Raw genomic sequence first — 22,817 nt, 5'->3', positions numbered from 1 at the left:
TGCGCGGGAGCGGCCGGGGCGGACCCGGCGCCGCCCGTCACCGGTCCGCCGCGATCGCGGTGAAGGCCGACTCGTGGGAGCGGCGGCGGGACCGGTCGAGTGCGAAGATCTCCCGGGCCACCGCGGCCAGCGCCACGGCCGGGGCGTGCAGGTCGAGGCGGCTGGCCTCGGCAACCTGCTTGGCCCATGCGGCGGGGACCACGGCCTCGCCGCCCAGGGCCCCGGCGATCGCGCCCGCCATGGTGGCGATGGAGTCGCAGTCCCGGCCGTAGTTGACCGCGCCGAGCACCGCGGTCTCGTACCGCCCGTCGGCGACGAGCAGCATGCCCAGCGCGACCGGGAGTTCCTCGATCGCGTGGAGGCGGGACGGGCGGCGGGCGTCGAGGGAGGGGGCGCGGTAGTCCGGGCCGACGGAGTCGTACGGGGCCACCGCCGCCCGCAGTGGAGCCAGCGCCGACTCGAAGTCCCGGTGCGCGGAGGCGACTTCGCGGACGGCGGCGATCGCGGCGCGCGTGCCGTCCTTGGCCAGCGACAGGGCCGTGTCCACCACCGAGGCGGCCGTCGCCCCCGGCACGCATGCGGCCGCCACCGCCGCCGCGAACACGCCCGCCGCCTCCCGCCCGTACGAGGACTGGTGCGCACCGGCGATGTCCAGCGCCTCCGCGTACGCACCCGCCGGGTTGCCCGCGTTGGCGATGCCCACCGGCGCCATGTACATCGCCGCGCCACAGTTCACGATGTTGCCGCTGCCGGCCTCGCGGGGGTCGGCGTGCGCGTAGTGCAGCCGGGTCACGATCCACTTCTCCGCGAGGAAGATCCGCTGCAACGGCAGTGCCTCGGCCTCCAGTTCGGGGATCCAGCGGGGCGTGGACATGAGGTCGGGGACCAGGTGCTCGGCGATGGCGTAGGCGTCGAGGTGGTCCCGTACGGTCTCGTAGACGCGGACCAGCGCGTGCGTCATCAAGGTGTCGTCGGTGACGTGTCCGTCGCCCTTGTGGTACGGCGCGATGGGGCGGGCCGTGCGCCAGTTCTCGTGCCAGGGGCCGACGATGCCGTGCACGCGGCCGCCGTGCCGTTCCACGATCTGGTCCGGGGTCCAGCCCTCCACCGGGCCGCCGAGCGCGTCGCCGACGGCGGCCCCGACGAGAGCGCCGCGGGCCCGGTCCTCCAACGTGAGCGTCATGTCCGAATCATCCCTTGGGTGAGGTGAGTTCCGTGGCCGCGAGGAGCGCGGCGAGTTCCACGAGGTCGGTGCCGGCGAGGCGGGGGAGGGCGCAGCCGGAGAGGGTGCGGCAGGCCTCGCGCCAGGCGGCGGGGATCGAGTCGCCGCCGCCGAGCGCGCCGGTCAGCGCGCCGGCCAGGGCGGGGGCGGAGTCCGCGACGCGGGACAGGCAGGCGGCGGCCGGGACGGCTTCGGTCATCCTGCCGCGGGCGGCGGTGGCGAGGGCGAGGGCCACGGGGACGGTCTCGGCGGCGGCGATCCCGTAGCTGTAGACGTGGTCCACGATCTCGTGTTCGAGGGTGGGGACGATGGCGAAGGCGCCGCCGCCCTTGTGGGTGCGGGCGAGCCGGACGGCGTGGCGGGCGTTGCGGCCGATCTCGGTGGTCTCGGGGAGCTGGGCGAGGGCGGCGTCCACGGCGGCGTCGACGGCGTCGTCGGCGCCGGCGGCGCTCAGGGCGGTGGCGATGGCGGCGGCCATGGCGCGGGCTCCGTGGACCCCGTCGCCGTCCTGCGTGTAGCGGGCGTCGAACTCGGCGAGGTCGGCCGCCGCCCGGGCGTCGCCGGGGTGCACGACGGCGAGGACGCAGGCCCGGACGCAGGCGGCGTCGTCGAAGTAGTGCGGGTTGTCGTGGCCGGTGGCGGGCGGGCGCAGGCCGGTGGCGAGATTGCCGAGGCCGGCGCGTACGGAGATCCGGGCGCGCAGGGGCAGGACGGCGGACTCGACCTCGGGCGCGCGTTCCGCTGCCGCGGCGACCTCGGAGGCCAGGGCGTTCCAGGCGAGGTCGATGGCGGCGCGCATGCGGCGGGAGCGGGAGAGGTCGCTGAGCAGCACCCCGGCGGCGGTGAGCACGGACTCGGCGACGAAGGCCGCCCATTCGGCGTCGTCGGAGGGGCCGAGGCGGAGCGGTTCGGGGGGCTGGTTGAGGGCGATGGGGACGGGGAGGGTGGTGGTGGCGTTCTGCTCGGCGAAGGTGTCGAGCTCGCGGGTGAGGCGGCGGGTCCACTCGGGCATCCGGCTGGCGCGGTGGCGGGCGGCGGGCCAGCCGGCCGCGTCGCCCGCGGCGAGCCCGAGGAGGAGGCCCTCGATCCGCCGGGTCCCGGCCGGGACCCCTGCGGGGCGCTCGGCAGACTCCTCCCCGGCCCGGGTCGTGACCTCGGCCTCGGCCCTGGCGGCGACCTGGGCCCGGGTGCCGGTCCCCGTCCCGACCCCGACCCCGGTCCCTGCCCGGGCCGGGACCGCCTGGCCGGTACGGATCACGATGCGGGATCCCGGGTCGGTGGCGGCGAGGGCGGCGATGGCCGCCGCCCTGTCCCGCCCCGCACCCGCGGCGGGGCTCCTGGACTCCCGCTCCGCCGAATCCGGCGCGGGCACCGGACCCGGGATCGGGCTCGTCGCCGGCGTGCCGGGCAGTGCCCCGGCGGGGCCCGGCCCCCCGGGGTCCGGGCTCCCGTCTCCCGCCCCCGGCTTCGCCGGAGGCGGACCCGTAGCGGTGGTCGCGCCCTCGAGTCCGCGCTCCGCCCTGGCCGGAGCCGGGTCCGCCGGGAGGCGTACCGGACCGACCGGCCGCAGGGCCGACGGCGGCCCGGCCGGGTCCTGCCCGGCCGGGGCCAGGTCTGCGGCCCTCGGTTCCGCCGGCCCCGTACCGGCCGGGTTGCCGATCCCTCGTTCCGCTCCGGCCGGGGCCCGGCCGGCCGGAGCCGGTTCGTGGGTGGTCGGCGCAGTCGTGGTCAGGTCGTCCGGGGAGAGGGTCATCGGGGGGCCTCGCATTCGGGGGTGAGGAGGTCCGCGATGTCCAGGACGTGATAGCCCCGCATCGAGGGGAGGCAGCTGCCGCGGACGGGGCCGATGGCCGAGGACCAGGCGGCGGGGATCGCGGCCGCGCCCGACAGCGCACCGGCCAGCGCGCCCGCCACCGCGGCCGTGGTGTCGGCGTCGCGGCCCATGTTCACGGCGGTGAGGACGGAGGACGGGAAGTCCCCCCGGCACGCGGCGAAGGCGCCGAAGGCCAGGCCCACCGCCTCGGGGGCGAGGTCCGTCCACGGGTAGCCGCCGATGACCACCGCCGAGCGCACCGCCCGTTCGCCCCGCGGGGCGGCGGTGACCGCCCGGCGCAGGGAGCGGGCCGTCCACGAGTCGGACGGGATGACGGACAGGGCCGCCGAGACCACCGAGGCGGGGGAGCCGCCCGCCATGGCCGCCGCCACGCCCGCGGCCACCGCCTGGCCGCCGTAGATGCCCTCGCCGTCGTGGCTGACCGAGCCGTCGATGGCGACCAGCCGGGCGGCCTCCGCCGGCCGGCCCGCGGCGAAGACGCCGAACGGCGCCGCCCGCATGGCGAGACCGTCCGACCACGCGTGCCGGTGCTGGGCCGAGATGGGTGCGGCCAGGCCCCTGCGGAGGTTCTCCAGGGTGCCGCGCTCCGAGAATCCGGCGCCGCGGAACGGGCCTTCGTCGAGATCGGCGATCCAGTGGTGCCAGGCCCGTTCCACGTGGGAGACGGTGAGCGCCGAGCCGTGGCGGGCCAGCAGCAGCCCCGAGAAGATCGCGTACTCGGTGTCGTCCGTGCCTGCCGGGTCCTCCGACACGAAACCCTCGATGCGGCCCCATTTCGCCCGGATCTCCGACGGCTTCATGTTCTCCGCGGGGGCGCCCAGCGCATCACCCACGGCGAGTCCGAGAAGAGCGCCCCTGGCCCGTTCGAGGAGGACCTGCGGATTGCATGCAATCAGCTTCATCGGCTCCATGGCGCGCCTCTCCCACATTGGATGGGGCTCATCATGAGCCCTTGGGGGATTTGTGCCATGGCATGTGGTTTGTCGCCTGTCGCGAAACACCCCGCGCGCACCCTCGTCACCCGGTCGCCGACCCGTAAAAGCCCAGGTAAGTACGGCCTTCCTTGCTGGCGGGCGACAGAAATCGTGCGTAGTTTCGAGGTGTTCAGGGGGAGCGGCGCGCGTCCTGGCGTCCGTTCGCATATTTGGGGAGATTTCACGCATGTCCATCATCGACATCGAAGCACCGCTGCACACCGCCCACCGCGACAACCACACCCACCGGGACGTCAACGGCGGATGGCTGCGACCGGCCGTCTTCGGTGCCATGGACGGGCTCGTCTCCAACCTCGCCCTGATGACCGGCGTGGCGGGCGGCGCCGTCGCCCCGCAGACCGTGGTCATCACCGGGCTCGCGGGGCTCGCGGCCGGCGCCTTCTCGATGGCGGCCGGCGAATACACCTCCGTCGCCTCGCAGCGCGAACTGGTCCTCGCCGAACTGGATGTGGAGCGACAGCAGTTGCGCAAGCATCCGGTCGACGAGATGGAGGAGCTCGCCGAGCTCTACGTCTCCCGCGGCGTCGAGCCGCCGCTCGCCCGCGAGGTCGCCATGCAGCTGTCGCGCGACCCCGAGCAGGCGCTGGAGATCCACGCCCGCGAGGAGCTCGGCATCGATCCGGACGACCTGCCCTCGCCGCTCGTCGCCGCGGTCTCGTCCTTCGGCTCGTTCGCACTGGGCGCGCTGCTCCCCGTGCTGCCGTACCTGCTCGGCGCCACGGCGCTGTGGCCCGCGGTGCTGCTCGCGCTGGCCGGGCTCTTCGCCTGCGGGGCGGTCGTCTCCCGGGTCACCGCGCGGTCCTGGTGGTACAGCGGCCTGCGTCAGCTGGCGCTGGGTGGCGCGGCCGCGGGTGTGACGTACATCCTGGGAACCTGGATCGGTGGAGCCATAGGCTGACCGCGGCTGGAGTGAGACACTATGCAGAGCACCACATAAATAGTTCATTACTCGGCGGTTTCGATCCTGTGTCCGCCGGGCATCAGACCAGGACTCCGGGCAACGATGCCCGCCCTGCACCGGGACCTCCGCCCCGCGCCACCTCGTGGAGCGCCGCGAAAGTCCCCTCTTCCTGCCCCGTGCAGTGTCCGCATGCTGGAATGACGTATCCGCTTCTCGGGATTGTCGTCATCATGTAATCTGCACGAAATTTCGCAGAGGGCCAACGTCGTCCCTCGGCTATGCACATATGCCACGACGACGACGGGAGAGCCGATGCGTTCCGCATCCACGCACTCCGCGACCGGCCCCAGCACCACCGCCTGGTCGCCCATGGACGGTCGCCCCGCCCAGCAGGGCATGTACGACCCGCGCAACGAGAAGGACGCCTGTGGCGTCGGATTCGTGGCGAACCTCACCGGCGAGGCCACCCACACGCTCGTTGAGCAGGCACTGACCGTATTGCGGAACCTCGAGCACCGCGGCGCGACCGGCTCCGAGCCGGACTCGGGCGACGGCGCCGGAATCCTCAGCCAGGTCCCCGACGCGTTCCTGCGCGAGGTGGCCGGCTTCGAGCTCCCCGAGGCCGGCGGCTACGCCGTCGGCATCGCCTTCCTCCCCGCCGACGGCACCGCACAGGCCGTCGCCGTGGAGCAGATCGAGGCCATCGCCGCCGAGGAGAACCTCACGGTCCTCGGCTGGCGCGAGGTCCCGGTCACCCCGGACCTGCTCGGCAACGGCGCCCGCGCCACCATGCCGGCCTTCTCGCAGCTGTTCGTCAGCAACGGAAGCACGGGCATCGAGCTGGACCGCAAGGCCTTCGTGCTGCGCAAGCGCGCCGAGCGCGAGGCCGGCGTGTACTTCCCGTCGCTCTCCGCCCGCACCATCGTCTACAAGGGCATGCTGACCACCGGCCAGCTGGAGCCCTTCTTCCCCGACCTCTCCGACCGCCGCTTCGCCTCGGCCGTCGCCCTGGTCCACTCGCGCTTCTCGACGAACACCTTCCCGTCGTGGCCGCTCGCCCACCCGTACCGTTTCGTCGCGCACAACGGCGAGATCAACACGGTCAAGGGCAACCGCAACTGGATGAAGGCCCGCGAGTCCCAGCTGGCCTCCGAGGCCTTCGGTGACGGCGTCCTGGACCGGATCTTCCCGATCTGCACCCCGGACGCTTCCGACTCGGCCTCCTTCGACGAGGTCCTGGAGCTGCTCCACCTCGGCGGCCGCTCGCTCCCGCACAGCGTGCTGATGATGATCCCGGAGGCGTGGGAGAACCACACCTCCATGGACCCGGCCCGCCGCGCGTTCTACAAGTACCACTCCACCCAGATGGAGCCCTGGGACGGCCCGGCCTGCGTCACCTTCACCGACGGCGTCCAGGTCGGCGCGGTCCTCGACCGCAACGGTCTGCGCCCCGGCCGCTACTGGGTCACCGACGACGGCCTCGTCGTCCTCGGCTCCGAGGTCGGCGTGCTCGACATCGACCCGGCCAAGGTCGTCCGCAAGGGCCGCCTGCAGCCCGGCAAGATGTTCCTCGTCGACACCGCCCAGAAGCGGATCATCGAGGACGACGAGATCAAGAACGAGCTGGCCGGCGCCGCTCCGTACGCCGAATGGCTGGAGACCGGCGAGATCGAGCTGTCGGACCTGCCCGAGCGTGAGCACATCGTGCACACCCACGCCTCGGTCACCCGCCGCCAGCAGACCTTCGGCTACACCGAGGAAGAGCTGCGCGTCATCCTCGCGCCGATGGCCCGTACCGCCGGCGAGCCGCTCGGCTCCATGGGTACGGACTCCCCGATCGCGGCCCTGTCCGAGCGCCCCCGGCTGCTCTTCGACTACTTCACCCAGCTCTTCGCGCAGGTCACCAACCCGCCGCTGGACGCCATCCGCGAGGAGCTCGTCACCTCGCTGCTGTCCTCGCTCGGCCCGCAGGGCAACCTGCTGGAGTCGACCGCCGCGTCCTGCCGCAGCGTCACCCTGCCCTTCCCGGTGATCGACAACGACGAGCTGGCCAAGCTCATCCACATCAACGCCGACGGCGACATGCCCGGCATGAAGGCCGCCACGCTCTCCGGCCTCTACCGGGTCTCCGGCGGCGGCGAGGCCCTGGCCGCCCGCATCGAGGAGATCCGCGCCGAGGCCGACGCGGCCATCGCCAACGGCGCCCGCCTGATCGTCCTCTCGGACCGTCACTCGGACGCCGAGCACGCGCCGATCCCGTCGCTGCTGCTCACCTCCGCCGTGCACCACCACCTCATCGCCACCAAGCAGCGCACCCAGGTGGGTCTGCTGGTCGAGGCCGGTGACGTCCGCGAGGTCCACCACGTCGCCCTGCTCATCGGCTACGGCGCCGCCGCGGTCAACCCGTACCTCGCCATGGAGTCCGTCGAGGACCTGCTGCGCGCCGGTACCTTCCTGTCCGGCCTGGAGCCGGAGCAGGCCATCAAGAACCTGATCTACGCGCTCGGCAAGGGCGTTCTGAAGGTCATGTCCAAGATGGGCATCTCCACCGTCGCCTCCTACCGCGGCGCCCAGGTCTTCGAGGCCGTCGGCCTGAACGACGAGTTCGTCGAGACCTACTTCAACGGCACCGCCACCAAGATCGGCGGCGCCGGCCTGGACGTCATCGCCAAGGAGGTGGCCGCGCGCCACGCCAAGGCGTACCCCGTCTCCGGCATCGCGGCCACGCACCGCGCGCTGGAGATCGGCGGCGAGTACCAGTGGCGCCGCGAGGGCGAGCCGCACCTGTTCGACCCGGAGACGGTCTTCCGCCTCCAGCACGCCACCCGCAACCGCCGGTACGACATCTTCAAGCAGTACACGGCCCGGGTGAACGAGCAGTCCGAACGCCTGATGACGCTCCGCGGCCTGTTCGGCTTCAAGTCGGAGCGCGAAGCCATCTCCATCGACGAGGTCGAGTCGGTCGCCGACATCGTCAAGCGCTTCTCCACCGGCGCCATGTCGTACGGCTCCATCTCCAAGGAGGCGCACGAGACCCTCGCCATCGCCATGAACCAGCTGGGCGCCAAGTCCAACACCGGTGAGGGCGGCGAGGACCCGGACCGCCTGTACGACCCGGCGCGCCGCTCCTCCATCAAGCAGGTCGCCTCCGGCCGCTTCGGTGTGACCTCGGAGTACCTGGTCAACGCGGACGACATCCAGATCAAGATGGCGCAGGGCGCGAAGCCCGGCGAGGGCGGCCAGCTGCCCGGCCACAAGGTCTACCCGTGGGTCGCCAAGACCCGGCACTCCACCCCGGGCGTCGGCCTGATCTCCCCGCCGCCGCACCACGACATCTACTCCATCGAGGACCTGGCTCAGCTGATCCACGACCTCAAGAACGCCAACCCGGTCGCCCGCATCCACGTGAAGCTGGTCTCCGAGGTCGGCGTGGGTACGGTCGCGGCCGGTGTCTCCAAGGCCCACGCGGACGTCGTCCTCATCTCCGGCCACGACGGCGGAACGGGCGCCTCCCCGCTCACCTCGCTCAAGCACGCGGGCGGCCCCTGGGAGCTCGGCCTCGCCGAGACCCAGCAGACCCTGCTGCTCAACGGGCTGCGCGACCGCATCGTGGTCCAGACGGACGGCCAGCTCAAGACCGGCCGCGACGTGGTCATCGCTGCGCTGCTCGGCGCCGAGGAGTTCGGTTTCGCGACCGCGCCGCTCGTCGTCTCCGGCTGCGTCATGATGCGCGTCTGCCACCTGGACACCTGCCCGGTCGGCATCGCCACCCAGAACCCGGTCCTGCGGAGTCGCTTCTCCGGCAAGCCCGAGTTCGTCGTCAACTTCTTCGAGTACATCGCGGAGGAGGTGCGCGAGATCCTCGCCGAGCTGGGCTTCCGCACGATCGAGGAGGCCGTCGGCCACGCCGAGCTCCTCGACACCACCAAGGCCGTCACGCACTGGAAGGCGCAGGGTCTCGACCTGGAGCCGCTCTTCTACGTGCCGGAGCTGCCCGAGGGCGCGGTCCGCCACGCCCTGATCGAGCAGGACCACGGTCTGGAGAAGGCCCTCGACAACGAGCTCGTCGAGCTCGCGGCCGACGCGCTGAACGCGGACTCCGCCGAGGCGGCCCTGCCCGTCCGCGCCCAGGTCTCGATCCGCAACATCAACCGGACCGTGGGCACCATGCTCGGCCACCACGTCACGAAGAAGTTCGGTGGCGCGGGCCTGCCCGACAACACCATCGACCTGACCTTCACGGGCAGCGCCGGCCAGTCCTTCGGCGCCTTCGTGCCGAAGGGCATCACCCTCCGGCTGGAGGGCGACGCCAACGACTACGTCGGCAAGGGCCTCTCCGGTGGCCGCATCGTGGTCCGCCCGGACCGCGGCGCCGACCACCTCGCCGAGTACTCCACCATCGCCGGCAACACCATCGGCTACGGAGCCACCGGCGGCGAGATGTTCCTGCGCGGCCGCACCGGCGAGCGCTTCTGCGTCCGCAACTCGGGTGCGCTGGTCGTTTCGGAGGGCGTGGGCGACCACGGCTGCGAGTACATGACCGGCGGCCAGGCGGTCGTCCTGGGCGAGACGGGCCGCAACTTCGCGGCCGGTATGTCGGGCGGCGTCGCGTACGTCATCGACCTCGACCCGCACAACGTCAACGTCGGCAACACGGGCGCCGTGGAGGCCCTGTCCGACACCGACAAGCAGTGGCTGCACGATGTGGTGCGCCGCCACGAGGAGGAGACCGGCTCGACCGTGGCCGCGAAGCTCCTGGCTGACTGGTCCGTCGCGGTGGACCGCTTCAGCAAGATCATCCCCACCACGTACAAGGCAGTGCTCGCCGCCAAGGACGCCGCTGAGCTCGCCGGACTCTCGGAATCCGAGACCACGGAGAAGATGATGGAGGCGGCGACCCATGGCTGACCCGAAGGGCTTCCTCACCACCCCGCGCGAGACCGCCTGCTCCCGTCCCGTCGCCGATCGGCTGAAGGACTGGAACGAGGTCTACGTTCCGGGCTCGCTGCTCCCGATCATCAGCAAGCAGGCCGGCCGCTGCATGGACTGCGGCATCCCGTTCTGCCACAACGGGTGCCCGCTCGGGAACCTGATCCCGGAGTGGAACGACTTCTCGTACCGCGAGGACTGGACCGCCGCCTCGGAGCGCCTGCACGCGACGAACAACTTCCCGGAGTTCACCGGGCGGCTGTGCCCGGCCCCGTGCGAGTCGGCGTGCGTGCTCGGCATCAACCAGCCCGCCGTCACCATCAAGAACGTCGAAGTCTCGATCATCGACAAGGCGTGGGACAACGGCGACGTCACCCCGCAGGCGCCGGAGCGGCTGTCCGGCAAGACCGCCGCCGTCATCGGCTCCGGTCCGGCGGGCCTCGCCGCCGCCCAGCAGCTGACCCGGGCCGGCCACACCGTGGTCGTGTACGAGCGCGCCGACCGCATCGGCGGCCTGCTGCGCTACGGCATCCCCGAGTTCAAGATGGAGAAGGTGCACATCAACCGCCGCATCGAGCAGATGCGCGCGGAGGGCACCAAGTTCCGCACCGGCATCGAGGTCGGCCGCGACATCACCGCCACCGACCTGCGCAAGCGGTTCGACGCGGTGGTCATCGCGGCGGGCGCGACCGTCTCCCGCGACCTGCCGGTCCCGGGCCGCGAGCTGAACGGCATCCACTTCGCGATGGAGTACCTGCCGCTCGCCAACAAGGTCCAGGAGGGCGACTTCATGGCGCCCCCCATCACGGCCGAGGGCAAGCACGTGGTCGTCATCGGCGGCGGCGACACCGGCGCGGACTGCGTGGGCACCGCCCACCGCCAGGGCGCGGCCTCCGTCACGCAGCTGGAGATCATGCCCAAGCCGGGCGAGGACCGGAACGCCAACCAGCCCTGGCCGACCTTCCCGATGCTCTACAAGGTCACCTCGGCCCACGAGGAGGGCGGCGAGCGGGTCTACTCCGTCTCCACCACCCACTTCGAGGGCGACGAGGACGGCAACGTCCAGGCCCTGCACCTGATCGAGGTCGCCTTCGAGGACGGCAAGCTCGTCCAGAAGGCCGGCACCGAGCGCGTCCTCCCCGCGCAGCTGGTCACCCTGGCGATGGGCTTCACGGGCACCGACCAGGAGAACGGTCTCACCCAGCAGTTCGGCCTGGAGATGGACGCCCGCGGCAACATCGACCGCGACGCCTCCTACGCGACCAACGTGGACGGCGTCTTCGTCGCCGGCGACGCGGGCCGCGGCCAGTCGCTGATCGTCTGGGCCATCGCGGAAGGCCGCTCGGCCGCCCGCGGCGTGGACCGCTTCCTGACCGGCAGCAGTGCCCTCCCGTACCCGGTCAAGCCGACGGACCGCTCGCTGATGGTGTAACAACACCCTCGGCACCCCCGCCCCCGCGAAGGGGCGGGACCCCTCATACGGTCCGTACAACGGTGTGCGGTACTCCGACACAGCGCCCGCCACGTCCCCGACCAGGGGTGGCGGGCGCTGTGGCGTTGGGTAGTCGTATCAATGCGTTCCGCTGAACCGTCGGTGCGGCCGGGACTACGCTTTTCGCGGAGCGAGGGCACTGCGGAAGCGGGGAGTTGGCTGGTGGCCAAGCAGAAGGATCTGCGCGGGGCGCAGACGCCGGAGGAGTTCGCTCGCGAGGAGCTGCGGCGCCACCGGGAAGCGGCCGGGCTGACCCAGGAGGGTCTGGGCGAGCGGATCTTCACGAGCGGCGCGTACGTCGGGCAGATGGAGTGCGGTACGCGGCGGCTGCGGCCGGAGATCGCGGAGGTGATCGACGGGGTGTTCGGCACCGGTGACTACTTCACTCGCCTGGCCAAAGCGTTCAAGTCCAAGCATGTCGAGTACTTCGCGGAGGCCGCCGAGCTGGAACGATTGGCGACGGCCATCTTCGACTACGGCTCCACACTGGTTCCTGGACTGCTCCAGACGGCGGACTATGCACGGGCCCTCATTCGAGCAGCCAGCCCCACGGCTCTGGCGGAGCACGTCGATGCCCTCATTTCGGAACGTGTTGAACGCGCACGGCTCCTGATTGATCCAGAGACCCCTGAGGTATGGGTTGTCCTGCACGAGGCAGTGTTGCGGACGGCAGTTGGAGGGCCTGCTGTGATGGCTGCTCAGCTGCGCCACATCTCGTCGTGCATTCGTGCCCACCGGATCACGATGCAGGTGGTTCCGTTCTCCGCCGGAGCCCATGGTGTCCTGGACGCGTCCGTGAGGATCATGCAGTTCAGTGATGCACCCGATGTGGCGTACACCGAGGGTCCTCATGCAGGGCAGTTGCTCGACTGTCCGGCACTGGTTCGGCGCCACTGGAAGTCTTACGATCTTGCCAGGGCTGCCGCACTGTCGCCGGAGGTGTCCCTGACCTTGATCGAGTCGGTGGCAGAGGAGCACGCGAGATGCGCGCAGACGTGAACGGTCTGTCCTGGCGAACGTCCTCCTACACCAACGCCGAGGGTGGGAACTGCGTCGAGGTCTCCGACGACCTCCCCGACCTCGTCCCGGTCCGCGACACCAAGCTCGGGGCCGTCGGCCCGGTCCTGGTCTTCCCCGCCGCCGTATGGGCTCCGTTCATCCGGGCTGTGAAGGGCCGAGCCTGATCTCGTAGCGCAACTGTTGGCGTCCGGCCGGCATGAGCATCACGTCCGCCTGGATGGGGCGGTCCGTGGCGTCGTAGGTGGTGCGGGTCAGGCGCAGGACCGGTTCACCCGCCCCGAGACGCAGTCGCTCACGTTCCTCTTCGCGCGGGATCTGCGCCGTCACGTCCTCCACGACCCGCGCGCCGACGTGCCCCAAGGCGGCCAGCAGCGTCACGGCGCCGCCGCGGATCTTCGCCGCGCCGGTGAGAGCCGTGCCGACGGCGATGTCCCGGGGGTAGTACGTGTCGGTCAACTCCGTCGGCTCGGCGTCGAGTTCGATGAGCCTGCGTCGCGTCACGACCGTACTTCCGGCCGCCAGCCCGAGCATGAGGGCGACGCGGGCGGGGGCCACCACCTCTCCGGCATGCAGGATGCGCTGACTGCCCCGCCGCCCGGCTTCCGCGGCCTCCTCCGTCCACGCGTCCGCTGCGCCCGGCGGCCGGGCGGTCAGATACGGCATCGACCTACTGGTCCACTCGCCGCCGCTCACCATGCCTCCCACGCCTGAAGCCCGCTCCGTCGACTCCACGCTATGCGACGGAGCCGGCTTCAAGTCGCTGCGGTGTGTTCGGGGCTACTCGGGCTGGGTGACCGTGGCGCCCCAGCGGGTGGTCGGGGTCGAGGCCGTCACCCACGCGGTGAATCCGCCGTGGATGCCGGTGCCGAGGGGGACCGTGACGACCGTCGGGTCCGTGCCGGGGCAGTCGACCGTGAAGGGGGCCGGGTCGCGGTCCGGGTGCTCCTGGAGCCGGAACGACACCTCGATGCTCCCGCCGTCGGCGCAGCCGAACGTGATGAACGTGTCCAGTCGCTCGGAGAGGCCGCCCGAGACGAAGCCGCTGGAACCGGCCTGGTCGGCGATCCAGATCAGGCCGTCGGGGCCCGGGTAGCCGATGACCTCGCCCGTCGGCGCGGCCTGGGCCGGGCTCGCCGCCAGGACCAGTGCGAGAGCCGGGGCCAGGGCCGCCAGGGCGGTCGTGCGCTTCTTCATGTCGTCCCCCAGGTTGTCGTGTCGTCCGTTCGCCGGACAGTCGCGACGCTACCCAGAGGTACCGACATCTGCCTGAGTACGCGTACTCAGTCCGCTCCGTCATCAATTCGGGCTGCTCGCAGCCGTGTTGACGTCCACTCGCTTGACAGTGATCGGATGTGCATAGTCCTATAGTGCTAGGAAGCTAGATGAATAGAGGAGGACAGTGATCGAGTTTCACCTCGATGCCCGTTCCGGCGTCGCCCCGTACATGCAGCTCGTCCACCAGGTGCGTCAGGCCCTGCGGCTCGGGCTGCTGTCCGAGGGGGACCGGCTGCCGACGGTCAAGGACGTCGCGGCCGGCGTCGCGATCAATCCCAACACCGTGCTCAAGGCGTACAGGGAGCTGGAGTACGAGGGCCTGGTCGCGAAGAAGCCCGGCGTCGGCACGTTCATCTCCGGAACGCTCGGCGACGACTCGATCGCCGAACACGAGCCGCTGCGGCGGGAGTTGCAGCTGTGGCTCGACAGGGCGCGAGCCGCCGGGCTTGGCGAGGAGAGCATCGAGGCCCTGTTCCTGAGCACCTTCCGCGCCCGCACCGGCACGGACACGCACACCGAAGAGGAGAAATGACCGCCATATTGGAAGCCCGCGCCCTGGGCAAGCGGTACGGCCGCAAAGAGGCGCTGAGCGACTGCACCCTGAGCGTGCCGTCAGGGCGGGTCGTCGGCCTGGTCGGGCCCAACGGGGCCGGCAAGTCGACCCTGTTACAGCTGGCCTGCGGGCTGATCGGCCCGACCTCCGGCACCATCGAGGTGCTCGGCGGCCGCCCCGCGTCCGGCCCCGGGCAGCTGGCCAAGGTCGGTTTCGTCGCCCAGGACACCCCCACCTACGCGGGCCTGTCCATCGCCGATCACCTGCGCCTCGGCGCCCGGCTCAACCCGGGCTGGGACGCACAGCTGGCGGCGGACCGGATCCGGCAGCTCGGCCTGGACCCCACCCAGAAGGCGGGCAAGCTCTCGGGCGGCCAGCGCGCCCAGGTGGCCCTGACCGTCGCCGTGGCCAAACGGCCTGAGCTCTTGATCCTCGACGAGCCCGTCGCCGCCCTGGACCCGCTGGCCCGGCGGGAGTTCCTGCAGAGCCTGATGGAGGTCGTGGCCGAGCACGGGACCACCGTCGTGCTCTCCTCGCACCTGGTCTCCGACCTGGAACGGGTCTGCGACCACCTCATCTCGCTGGTCGCCTCCCGGGTCCAGATCGCCGGCGACGTCGACGACCTGCTCTCCACCCACTTCCGGCTGATCACCGCCCGGCGCGAGGCGGCCACCCTGCCCCAGGGCATGCAGGTCGTCCTGGAGACCCACACCGAGCGGCAGAGCACCTTCATCGTGCGCTCCGACCAGGCGGTCCAGGATGCCTCCTGGATTCTGGAGCAGCTCAACCTGGAGGACCTCGTCCTCACCTACATGAGCCAGGCCAGGCCCGGCTCCGGCCTCCGACCCACCGGGGAGAACCAGCGATGATCTGGCTGACCTGGCGCCAGTACCGCGTCCAGACCCTCGCCGCGCTCGCCGTCCTGGCCGCGCTCGCGATATTCCTCGCGGTCACCGGCCTCCAGATGCGTGACCTCTACGACAGCACCGTCGCCGACTGCCAGGGTGACTGTGAGAGGGCCCGGAGCGCGCTGGTCGTCGAGTACCGGACCCTGACCTACTACGTCACGAGCCTGCTGCTCGCCGTCCCCGGCATCATCGGACTCTTCTGGGGCGCCCCGCTGATCGCCCGTGAACTGGAGACCGGCACCCACCGGCTCATCTGGAACCAGAGCATCACCCGAGGCCACTGGCTCCTGGTCAAGCTCGCGGGCGTCGGCCTGACCGCCGTCGCCGTCACCGGGCTGCTCAGCCTCCTGGTGACCTGGTGGGCGAGCCCCGTCGACCGGGTCAACCTGGACCGGTTCACCGCCCTCATGTTCAGCGGACGGGCGATCGTCCCCCTCGGCTACGCGGCGTTCGCCTTCACCCTCGGCGCCTGCGCCGGACTCCTGATCCGGCGCACCGTGCCCGCGATGGCCGCGACCCTCGTCGCCTTCCTCGCGGTCCAGATCCTCGTACCCTTCGCGATCCGCCCGCACTACATGACGCCGGAGCGCGCCGAGGTCGCGCTCAGCTCCCTCGTCATGGCGCCGATCGGAAGCGACGGATCGTCCGGCGCGCCGGCGGAGGGCTGGAACGGGAACCACGTCCAGCTGATGGGCTCCGGAGACGACACCTATCTGCGGGTCGGGGTCCTCAAGCCCGGCGTCTGGGTCGTGTCCGACCCGGGTGCGGTGCTCGACCCGGCCGGCAACGAGGTCCGGGGGGTCAAGGGCTGCGCCGATCCCAGGGCGGACCCCTTCGGCTGCTTCGCCACCTCGGACCTTCACATCGAGGTCGAGTACCAGCCCGCCGACCGCTACTGGACCTTCCAGTGGATCGAGACCGGGATCTTCCTCGCCCTCTCCGGCCTGCTGGCCGGGTTCTGCACCTGGTGGCTGCGCCGCCGTACGGCCTGACCGGGAGGGGAAAAAGGGGCGGCCGAAGCCAACGCAACTGGCTTCGGCCGCCCCTCGACCCTACTCGCCCGCGGAAGGGGGCCCGTCGCCCGCCCGTCGCCCGCCGTGACGGGCCCGGGAGCGCATCACTCGTGCAGGTGACGCACCCCGACGGGCCGGCCCGGACCCGGCTGGGCCGTACGGGCCAACTGCGATCGGCGCATGCGAAGTTCACGGCGGCCCGCGTCTGGTACCCATCTGGATCATGGCTCCCGTCCGAACCCTGCTGAGCGGCCTGCTCGCCGCCGCCCTGCTCCTTCCCCTCCAGCCCGCCGCCGCGGACGACCGGCCGCCCCCCACCCGCGTCGACTACCGCGGGCTGCGCGTGACCCTCCCCGCCGGCTGGCGGATCGTCGACCTCGACCGGTACCCCGACGCCTGCGTGCGCCTGGACCTGCCCACCCTGTACCTCGGCCACGCCGGAACCCAGGCCGAATGCACCGGCCGCGCCGTCGCCCGCCGCGCCGACACCCTGCATCTCGAACCCCTCGACGGAGCCCCGGAGCGCGCCGACATCCCGACCGTCGCCGTGGACTCCTGGAGCGCGCTGCGCGAGGCCCCGCCCCGCTCCGACAGCAACGAGCTGCGCTACGCCCTGCGCCGGCCCGCGGTCATGGCCACCCTCTCCTACGGGGCCACGCCCGACGCCGTACGCCGGGTACTGGCGCAGGCGCGCGCCGTGGCGCCCCCGCCCGCACCGGCCCCCGCCGTCGCCGTGCCGACCGCCGGCGGCCCGAAGCCCCGTAGCCCACAGGAACCCTTCAAGGGCGAGGGCTTCGACGCCTGCACCGCGCCCACCCAGAAGGCCATGGACACCTGGCGGGCCCGTTCCCCCTTCGGCGCGGTCGGCGTCTACATCGGCGGCCGGGCCCGTGCCTGCGCCCAGCCGCGGCTCACCGCCCGCTGGGTCGAACGGCAGGCCGCCGCGGGCTGGCACCTGATGCCCATCTGGGTGGGCCCGCAGCCCTGGCACCACGCCGGCACCGGCCTGTCCGCCGACCCCTCCGAGGCCGACGGGCAGGGCCTGGAGGCCGCCGAGGGCGCGGTGGCCGCGGCCCGGTCGCTGGGGCTGCCACGGGGCACGGTGCTCTACAACGACGTGGAGAACTACTCGGACCGTGCCACCTGGGACGCCCCGGTCGTCGCCTACCTGACCGCCTGGACGCAGCGCCTGCACGAGCTGGGCTTCCGCTCCGCCGCCTACGTCTCCGTGAGCTCGGGGGTCAAGGCGCTGAGCGCCCACTACCACCAGGCCCCGCAGGTCATGCCGGACGTGCTCTGGGCCGCCCGCTGGAACCTCTCGGCCTCGGTCGCCGACACCGAGATGGGCCTGAAGAAGGGCACCGCCAAGTGGGCCGGCCGACGCCGCGCCCACCAGTTCCGCGGCGACCACAACGCCACCTACGGCGGCATCACCCTCAACATCGACCGCAACTGGGTGGACGTCGACCCGACCGTCCTCGCCCGGAAGGACAAGAAGCCGCAGGCTTAGGCCGTCTCTTTCGGATCTTGCCGGGCGACGCGGGCCCGGCAAGATCCGAAAGAGACGACCTAGGCGAGGGGGACTATTCGGCCGGGTCCTCGCGGGGCGGTTCGTCGTCGTCGCCGCGGCGCAGGGTGCGGATGCCGTGTGCCGGGGTCCATGTGCGGATCACCAGGTCGTCGCCCTCCACCTCGACGCGGACGACCTCCGTCAGGTCGGCGTGGAAGAGGTGGAACGGGTGCGGGGTGTCGGTCTCCTCCGCGTACCGGTGCAGTTCGGGCGGGTCCACCTGCTCCACCGCGCGCCCGGAGATCCGTACGTCCCCGTCCGGCATGCTCTCGCCCTCGCCCGGGTTGGTGTGCAGGGCGAAGCGCGGGTCGTGCTGGAGGTCCCTTGCCTTCATGGAGCCCGCCATCATGCCGAGCCACAGCTCCCCGCCCCGGATGTCGACATTCAGGCCCGTCACCCGGGGGGAGCCGTCCTTGCGGAGGGTGGCCAGGACATGATGGGGGTACTGCGCGAAGCGGGCCTGGACGGCTGCCGCGAACTCCGGCTCCGCCTTCTCGAACGCTGCCCAGTTGTTCGTCGTCATGCGTCCCATCAAAGCGCGTGGCCCCGGTGGTCGCCGGTCAGGCGCGCACGATGCCCGCACCTCGCGCCGCAGCCAGCCAGGCCGGGAAATCCCCGACCAGGCGGTCGTAGAGTTCGCCGTCCGGCACGGTGCGGGGGTCCGCTCCCGCGTGGAAGTAGCCCGCGTTGTCCACGGCCCGCTTCGCCGGAACGGGCAGTTCGTCCAGCCGGCGCAGGAAGTCGAACTGCGTGCTGCGCGTGTTGCCGAAGCCGACGAACTGCCAGAAGAGCGGCAGCCGGGCCGCCTTGCACAGGTACTTTTCCGCCGCGAGCTTGTTGATCGGCCCGCCGTCGGTCTGGAAGACGACCAGGGCGGGGGAGGTTGACCCCGAGTCCAGGTAGTGGTCGATGACCGCGTCCATCGCCGCGTGGTAGGCCGTCTTGCCCATGTGGCCCAGCCGCGAGGCGATCTCGGTGACCCGGCCCTCATGTCCGGCCAGGGAGATCTCCTCCACCGCGTCGACCTCGGTGGAGAAGAAGACCACCGGTACGCGGGCGTCGTCGTCCAGGTGCGCGGACAGCCCCAGCACCCGGTCCGCGAGGGCCTGCACGCTGCCGTCCGCGTAGTACGGCTTCATCGACCCGGAGTAGTCCAGGACCAGGTAGACCGCGGCCCGTCCGCCCTCCATGCCGTACTTGCGCAAGGAGACCCCGGCGCTCTTGTAGAGGCTCACGAGCGCCGGAGCCGTCTCCTCGACCTTGCGGAGGTTGATCGCACTGCCCGTCATGCGGCGAGCGTACGGGAGCGCGCCGGCCTGTCAGCCCGTCTCGGTGAAACCCGGATCGGCTGCCAGCCGGGCTCGGTGCGTGGCCGGTGCGCCGAGCAGGAGGGCGGAGCCGTGGGCGCGCTTGAAGAACGCGTGCGCCTGGTGCTCCCAGGTGATGCCGATGCCGCCGTGCAGCTGCGTACTGGACGGCGGGGACCACGACATCGCGCTGGGCCGGGTCACCGGCCCAGACCGTGCACCGCGACGACGCGCCGCCGCTGCTGTACTTCCGGCGGTCCTACGGGAGCGTGCCGCGCGGCTCGCTCTCGCCCCGCCCGGCGGCCAGCGCGTCGATGTCGTCGAGCATGGCGGCAGCGAGGTCGCGCTCGGAGGCGTAGTACCGCTCCGCCCACTTGAGGGTGAGCGTCGGGTACGCCCAGGCGCTCTCGTCCTTCGCGCCCTCCGCGTCGGCCACCGCGCGCCGGCGCATCATCTCCGTGAACTCCTGATGCTGGACCAGGACTTCACGCATCTGCTCCGGCTCCAGCAGGTGGCCCAGCCACAGCCGCAGCATCGGCCCGTGCTTGAGGACGGGAGGGTCGACAGGGGCCTCGCGGGCCCATGTCCGCACGGCCGTCATGCCTTCGTCCGTGATCCGGTACACCCGCTTGTCGCGCGTCCCGGTGTCCTGGGCGACCGTCCGCGAGGAGGCGTAGCCCGCCTTCTCCAGGCGCTTGAGCTCGCTGTAGATCTGGCTGAACGACGGGCTCCAGTAGAAGAACCGCAGCGACCGGTCCGACCACTTCTTCAGGTCGTAACCGGAGAGCTCCTCCCCGAAGGAGAGCAGCCCGAGTACCGCCCAGCTGGTCGCGGGGAGCGCGCGCTTGTTCGTCTCGTCTGCCACGCAGCGCAGTCTACGACCGGTCCCCGCAGCAACCCTTCCCCCTGAAGGGTATGCCTGCTAGAAGTATTCCTATTAGAAGTACTCCACTTCTGAACGCCGGCACGAAACACCGGACGGAGGGATCTCACCGTGAAGTTCTCGATGATCTTCGAGGCGCAGCTCGCCGACCCCACCCCCGAACGCGAACGCCAGGTCATCCACGACTGCGTCGAACAGGCCGTCCATGCCGAGGAGATGGGCTTCGACCGGATCTGGGCCGTAGAGCACCACTCCCTGACCCGGTACGCGCACATGAGCGCCTCGGAGATCTTCCTGACCTGGGTCGCCGCCCGCACCAGCAGGATCCGCATCGGCCACGGCGTCGTCACCATGCCCTTCGGCTACCAGCACCCGGTGCGCGTCGCCGAGCGCGCGGCCATGCTCGACGTCCTCTCCGGGGGGCGCGTCGACATCGGCGCCGGTCGCGGCGCCACCCGCCAGGAGATGTCCATGTACGGGGTCAGGCCCGAGGACACCTACCCGCAGATGGAGGAGGCGCTGCGGATCTTCTCCTCGGCCTGGAAGGAGGAGACCTTCGAATGGCACGGCTCCATCGACATCGGCCCCGGCGCGATCCTGCCCCGCCCGGTCCAGGATCCGCACCCGCCGCTGTTCATGGCCTGCTCCAGGCACGACACCCTCGAACTGGCCGCCGAACTCGGCATCGGGGCCCTGGTGATGGGCTTCGCGGGCGCCGACGACGTACGCGCCATGCGGAAGGTCTACGACGGGGCCATCGCGGCACGCAGCGGTGAGCGCCTGGTCGGGGCCGAGCCCAACGACCATCTCTCCGCCCTCTGCCCGACCATCGTCCTCGACGACGCCGAGCGCGCCCTGCGCCTCGGCACCCGCGGGCAGCGCTTCTTCGCCGAGTCCATCGCCCACTGGTACGGCAACGGCCCCGAGCCGGCCGGGTACACGGAGGAGGAGAGCGCCGAGACCCATGTGGCGGCCCTGGCACGCGGCCGGGAGGAGCTCGTCGCCAAGCTGCACGAGGCCCGCATCCCCGTCCGCCCCGTCGACACCGGCACCTACAACGCCGAGCACGCGTACGGCAGCGCCGAGACCGCCATCGCCTACGTCGAGCAGCTGCGCGAGATCGGCGTCGACGAGGTGATGTGCCTGATCCAGATGGGCACCGTCCCCCAGGAGGCGTGCATGGAGACCATCCGCCAGTGGGGCGAGAAGGTCATCCCGCACTTCCGCGCCCTGGAGGGCTGAGCCATGGGGAAGCAGCTCGACGGCAAGGTCGTCGTGATCACCGGCGCCGGGCGCGGCCAGGGCGCCGCCGGGGCCCGGCTGTGCGCGGCGGCGGGAGCCCGGGTCGTCGTCACCGACGTACGGGAGGACGAGGGCCGGGCGGTGGCCGCCGAACTCGGCGACCAGGGGCTCTACGTACGCCACGACGTGGCCGACCCGGCGGGCTGGGCGACGGTCGTGGAGCAGGCGGTCCGCGCCTTCGGAACGGTCTCGGCGCTGGTCAACAACGCGGCCCTGTGGCGCACGGCCCACGTGGAGGAGCAGCGGCTGGAGGACTTCGAGGCACTCCTGCGGGTCAACCTGCTCGGCCCGTTCCTCGGCATCCAGGCGGTGGCGCCGGTGCTGCGGGCGGGCGGGGGCGGCTCGATCGTCAACATCTCCTCCACCGCCGGACTGGTCGGGATACCGGGCCACGCGGCCTACGGATCCACCAAGTTCGGGCTGCGCGGACTGACCCGGTCGGCGGCCCTCGACCTCGCCCGGGACCGGATCCGGGTCAACTCGGTGCACCCGGGGGCCATCGACACCCCGATGGTGGCCGAGGCGGTCGCGGGCCGGGACTGGTCGCACGTGCCGCTGGGACGGATGGGCCGCCCGGAGGAGGTCGGGGAGCTCGTCCTCTTCCTCTGCTCGGACGCGTCCTCGTACATGACGGGCACCGAGTTCACCGTGGACGGGGGGATGACGGCGGCATGAGCGACCTTTCGACGACGGACCCGCTGTCGCCGGAGGCCAGGCGGCTGTGCGACGTGATGACGGCGGCCTTCCCCGGGCCGGGCGACACGCAGGCCCTGCGGGCGGCGGCGGCCTCCGGGGCCGGCCGCGCGGGCCCGGCCATGGCCTCGGTGTCCGACACCGTCGCGGGCGGGGTCCCGGTCCGGATCTACGATCCCGCCCCCGCCCCCGCCCCCGGCCCGGAGGGCCGGCCGCTGGTCGTCTTCCTGCACGGCGGCGGCTGGGTGATGTGCGGCCTGGACACCCACGACGCGACCTGCCGCTCCCTGGCCGTGGCCGCGGGCGCGGTGGTCGTCTCGGTGGACTACCGGCTCGCCCCGGAGCACCCCTGGCCGGCGGCCCCCGACGACGCGCTGACCGTACTGCTCTGGGCCCGGAACCGGGCCCGCGCGCTCGGCTGCGCCCCCGGCCGCGTGGTGCTCGCGGGGGACTCCAGCGGTGGCAATCTCGCGGCCGTGACCGCCCTGCGCGCGCCCGGGCTCGTCGCGGGACAGCTGCTGTTCTATCCGCCGCTGGACGCCTTGATGGAATCCGCCTCCGTGGAGAGGTACGCCGAGGGCTACTTCCACACCGCCGCCCACATGGCCTGGTACTGGGACCAGTACGGCGGCGACCCGGAACACCCGTATGTCTCGCCGCTGCGCGCCCCCGACCTGGCCGGCCGGCCGCCCGCGCTCATCGTCCTCGCGGACTGCGACGTGCTGCGCGACGAGGGCCTCGCGTACGCCCGTCGGCTGGCGGCTGCCGGGGTCGACTGCACGGTCCAGATCCACCCGGGCGTCTTCCACGGCTTCCTGGGCCTGCCCCTCCCGGCGGGCGCCGCCGCGCTGCGGGCGGCGGGGGCCTGGGTGGCGGGGGTCCGGGGGGTGATCCCGCCGGCCTCCCAGGCATGATGTGTC

General features: G+C 71.9%; 21 protein-coding genes. 12 read left to right on the top strand and 9 right to left on the bottom strand.

All coding sequences use genetic code 11. The features are described 5' to 3' along the window. Positions 1-37: 37 nt before the first annotated feature. From OG753_RS13320 to OG753_RS13310, 3 genes are all read right to left on the bottom strand, one after another. Positions 38-1,183, bottom strand: a complete 1,146-nt coding sequence (locus OG753_RS13320) for an ADP-ribosylglycohydrolase family protein (protein WP_327262012.1) — start codon at positions 1,181-1,183, stop codon at positions 38-40. A 7-nt stretch (positions 1,184-1,190) separates the two neighbouring features. Beyond that, the gene (locus OG753_RS13315; protein ID WP_405792654.1) at positions 1,191-2,633 is read right to left on the bottom strand and encodes an ADP-ribosylglycohydrolase family protein; all 1,443 of its coding nucleotides are present in this window, start codon (positions 2,631-2,633) and stop codon (positions 1,191-1,193) included. A gap of 338 nt (positions 2,634-2,971) precedes the next feature. Next, on the bottom strand, positions 2,972-3,958 hold the full coding sequence (locus OG753_RS13310; protein WP_327262011.1) for an ADP-ribosylglycohydrolase family protein: 987 nt from the start codon (positions 3,956-3,958) through the stop codon (positions 2,972-2,974). A 259-nt stretch (positions 3,959-4,217) separates the two neighbouring features. Here OG753_RS13310 and OG753_RS13305 point away from each other — a divergent pair, with 259 nt between their 5' ends. The 5 genes from OG753_RS13305 to OG753_RS13285 all read left to right on the top strand — a co-directional run bounded on the left by OG753_RS13305 (position 4,218) and on the right by OG753_RS13285 (position 12,557). Continuing rightward, a complete protein-coding gene (locus OG753_RS13305) occupies positions 4,218-4,949 on the top strand; it encodes a VIT1/CCC1 transporter family protein (protein ID WP_327262010.1) in 732 nt (243 codons plus the stop codon). A 372-nt stretch (positions 4,950-5,321) separates the two neighbouring features. Continuing rightward, positions 5,322-9,860, top strand: a complete 4,539-nt coding sequence (gltB, locus tag OG753_RS13300; protein ID WP_405792652.1) for a glutamate synthase large subunit — start codon at positions 5,322-5,324, stop codon at positions 9,858-9,860. Beyond that, the gene (locus OG753_RS13295; protein WP_327262009.1) at positions 9,853-11,313 is read left to right on the top strand and encodes a glutamate synthase subunit beta; all 1,461 of its coding nucleotides are present in this window, start codon (positions 9,853-9,855) and stop codon (positions 11,311-11,313) included. The genes gltB and OG753_RS13295 overlap by 8 nt, the downstream gene beginning before the upstream one ends. 222 nt (positions 11,314-11,535) lie before the next feature. Beyond that, positions 11,536-12,372 (top strand): helix-turn-helix domain-containing protein, encoded by an 837-nt coding sequence (locus OG753_RS13290; protein WP_405788555.1) that lies wholly within the window; start codon positions 11,536-11,538, stop codon positions 12,370-12,372. Further along, complete coding sequence (locus OG753_RS13285) at positions 12,357-12,557, top strand: DUF397 domain-containing protein (protein WP_327262007.1); 201 nt, start codon at positions 12,357-12,359, stop codon at positions 12,555-12,557. The genes OG753_RS13290 and OG753_RS13285 overlap by 16 nt, the downstream gene beginning before the upstream one ends. Here the strand turns inward: OG753_RS13285 and OG753_RS13280 are convergent. Together OG753_RS13280 and OG753_RS13275 are read right to left on the bottom strand one after the other, a co-directional pair. Next, complete coding sequence (locus OG753_RS13280; RefSeq protein ID WP_405792650.1) at positions 12,529-13,086, bottom strand: UTRA domain-containing protein; 558 nt, start codon at positions 13,084-13,086, stop codon at positions 12,529-12,531. The genes OG753_RS13285 and OG753_RS13280 overlap by 29 nt on opposite strands. A gap of 84 nt (positions 13,087-13,170) precedes the next feature. Continuing rightward, on the bottom strand, positions 13,171-13,587 hold the full coding sequence (locus tag OG753_RS13275; RefSeq protein ID WP_405788553.1) for a hypothetical protein: 417 nt from the start codon (positions 13,585-13,587) through the stop codon (positions 13,171-13,173). 205 nt (positions 13,588-13,792) lie between these two features. Here OG753_RS13275 and OG753_RS13270 point away from each other — a divergent pair, with 205 nt between their 5' ends. The 4 genes from OG753_RS13270 to OG753_RS13255 all read left to right on the top strand — a co-directional run bounded on the left by OG753_RS13270 (position 13,793) and on the right by OG753_RS13255 (position 17,652). Then, positions 13,793-14,200: a GntR family transcriptional regulator gene (locus OG753_RS13270; protein WP_327262004.1), complete on the top strand. Its 408-nt coding sequence runs from the start codon at positions 13,793-13,795 to the stop codon at positions 14,198-14,200. Continuing rightward, entirely contained in the window at positions 14,197-15,090 is an 894-nt protein-coding gene (locus tag OG753_RS13265; protein WP_405788551.1) for an ABC transporter ATP-binding protein, read from the top strand. Before OG753_RS13270 ends, OG753_RS13265 begins: the two co-directional genes overlap by 4 nt. Further along, complete coding sequence (locus OG753_RS13260; protein ID WP_405788549.1) at positions 15,087-16,121, top strand: ABC transporter permease; 1,035 nt, start codon at positions 15,087-15,089, stop codon at positions 16,119-16,121. Before OG753_RS13265 ends, OG753_RS13260 begins: the two co-directional genes overlap by 4 nt. A gap of 244 nt (positions 16,122-16,365) precedes the next feature. Next, on the top strand, positions 16,366-17,652 hold the full coding sequence (locus OG753_RS13255) for a DUF1906 domain-containing protein (RefSeq protein WP_405788547.1): 1,287 nt from the start codon (positions 16,366-16,368) through the stop codon (positions 17,650-17,652). A gap of 73 nt (positions 17,653-17,725) precedes the next feature. Here OG753_RS13255 and OG753_RS13250 read toward each other — a convergent pair whose 3' ends face one another. The 4 genes from OG753_RS13250 to OG753_RS13235 are packed head-to-tail and all read right to left on the bottom strand — an operon-like array spanning position 17,726 to position 19,884. Beyond that, positions 17,726-18,235 carry a pyridoxamine 5'-phosphate oxidase family protein gene (locus tag OG753_RS13250; RefSeq protein ID WP_327262000.1) on the bottom strand — a complete coding sequence of 170 codons (510 nt, stop codon included), beginning with the start codon at positions 18,233-18,235 and terminating at the stop codon, positions 17,726-17,728. 37 nt (positions 18,236-18,272) lie between these two features. Further along, the gene (locus OG753_RS13245) at positions 18,273-19,001 is read right to left on the bottom strand and encodes a VWA domain-containing protein (RefSeq protein ID WP_383204997.1); all 729 of its coding nucleotides are present in this window, start codon (positions 18,999-19,001) and stop codon (positions 18,273-18,275) included. A gap of 30 nt (positions 19,002-19,031) precedes the next feature. Next, entirely contained in the window at positions 19,032-19,223 is a 192-nt protein-coding gene (locus tag OG753_RS13240) for a hypothetical protein (protein WP_405788545.1), read from the bottom strand. Positions 19,224-19,278: 55 nt separating this feature from the next. Then, complete coding sequence (locus OG753_RS13235; RefSeq protein WP_327261998.1) at positions 19,279-19,884, bottom strand: PadR family transcriptional regulator; 606 nt, start codon at positions 19,882-19,884, stop codon at positions 19,279-19,281. 129 nt (positions 19,885-20,013) lie between these two features. Here OG753_RS13235 and OG753_RS13230 point away from each other — a divergent pair, with 129 nt between their 5' ends. From OG753_RS13230 to OG753_RS13220, 3 genes are read left to right on the top strand one after another with little or no spacing between them, the layout of a single operon-like run. Continuing rightward, on the top strand, positions 20,014-21,144 hold the full coding sequence (locus tag OG753_RS13230) for an LLM class flavin-dependent oxidoreductase (protein ID WP_405788543.1): 1,131 nt from the start codon (positions 20,014-20,016) through the stop codon (positions 21,142-21,144). 3 nt (positions 21,145-21,147) lie between these two features. Then, on the top strand, positions 21,148-21,879 hold the full coding sequence (locus OG753_RS13225) for a glucose 1-dehydrogenase (RefSeq protein WP_383204986.1): 732 nt from the start codon (positions 21,148-21,150) through the stop codon (positions 21,877-21,879). Beyond that, entirely contained in the window at positions 21,876-22,811 is a 936-nt protein-coding gene (locus OG753_RS13220) for an alpha/beta hydrolase (RefSeq protein ID WP_405788542.1), read from the top strand. Before OG753_RS13225 ends, OG753_RS13220 begins: the two co-directional genes overlap by 4 nt. Positions 22,812-22,817 lie beyond the last annotated feature (6 nt).

It is taken from the genome of Streptomyces sp. NBC_00029, from assembly GCF_045160505.1.
Lineage (GTDB): Bacteria > Actinomycetota > Actinomycetes > Streptomycetales > Streptomycetaceae > Streptomyces.
This window is presented reverse-complemented; position numbering and strand designations above follow the sequence as displayed.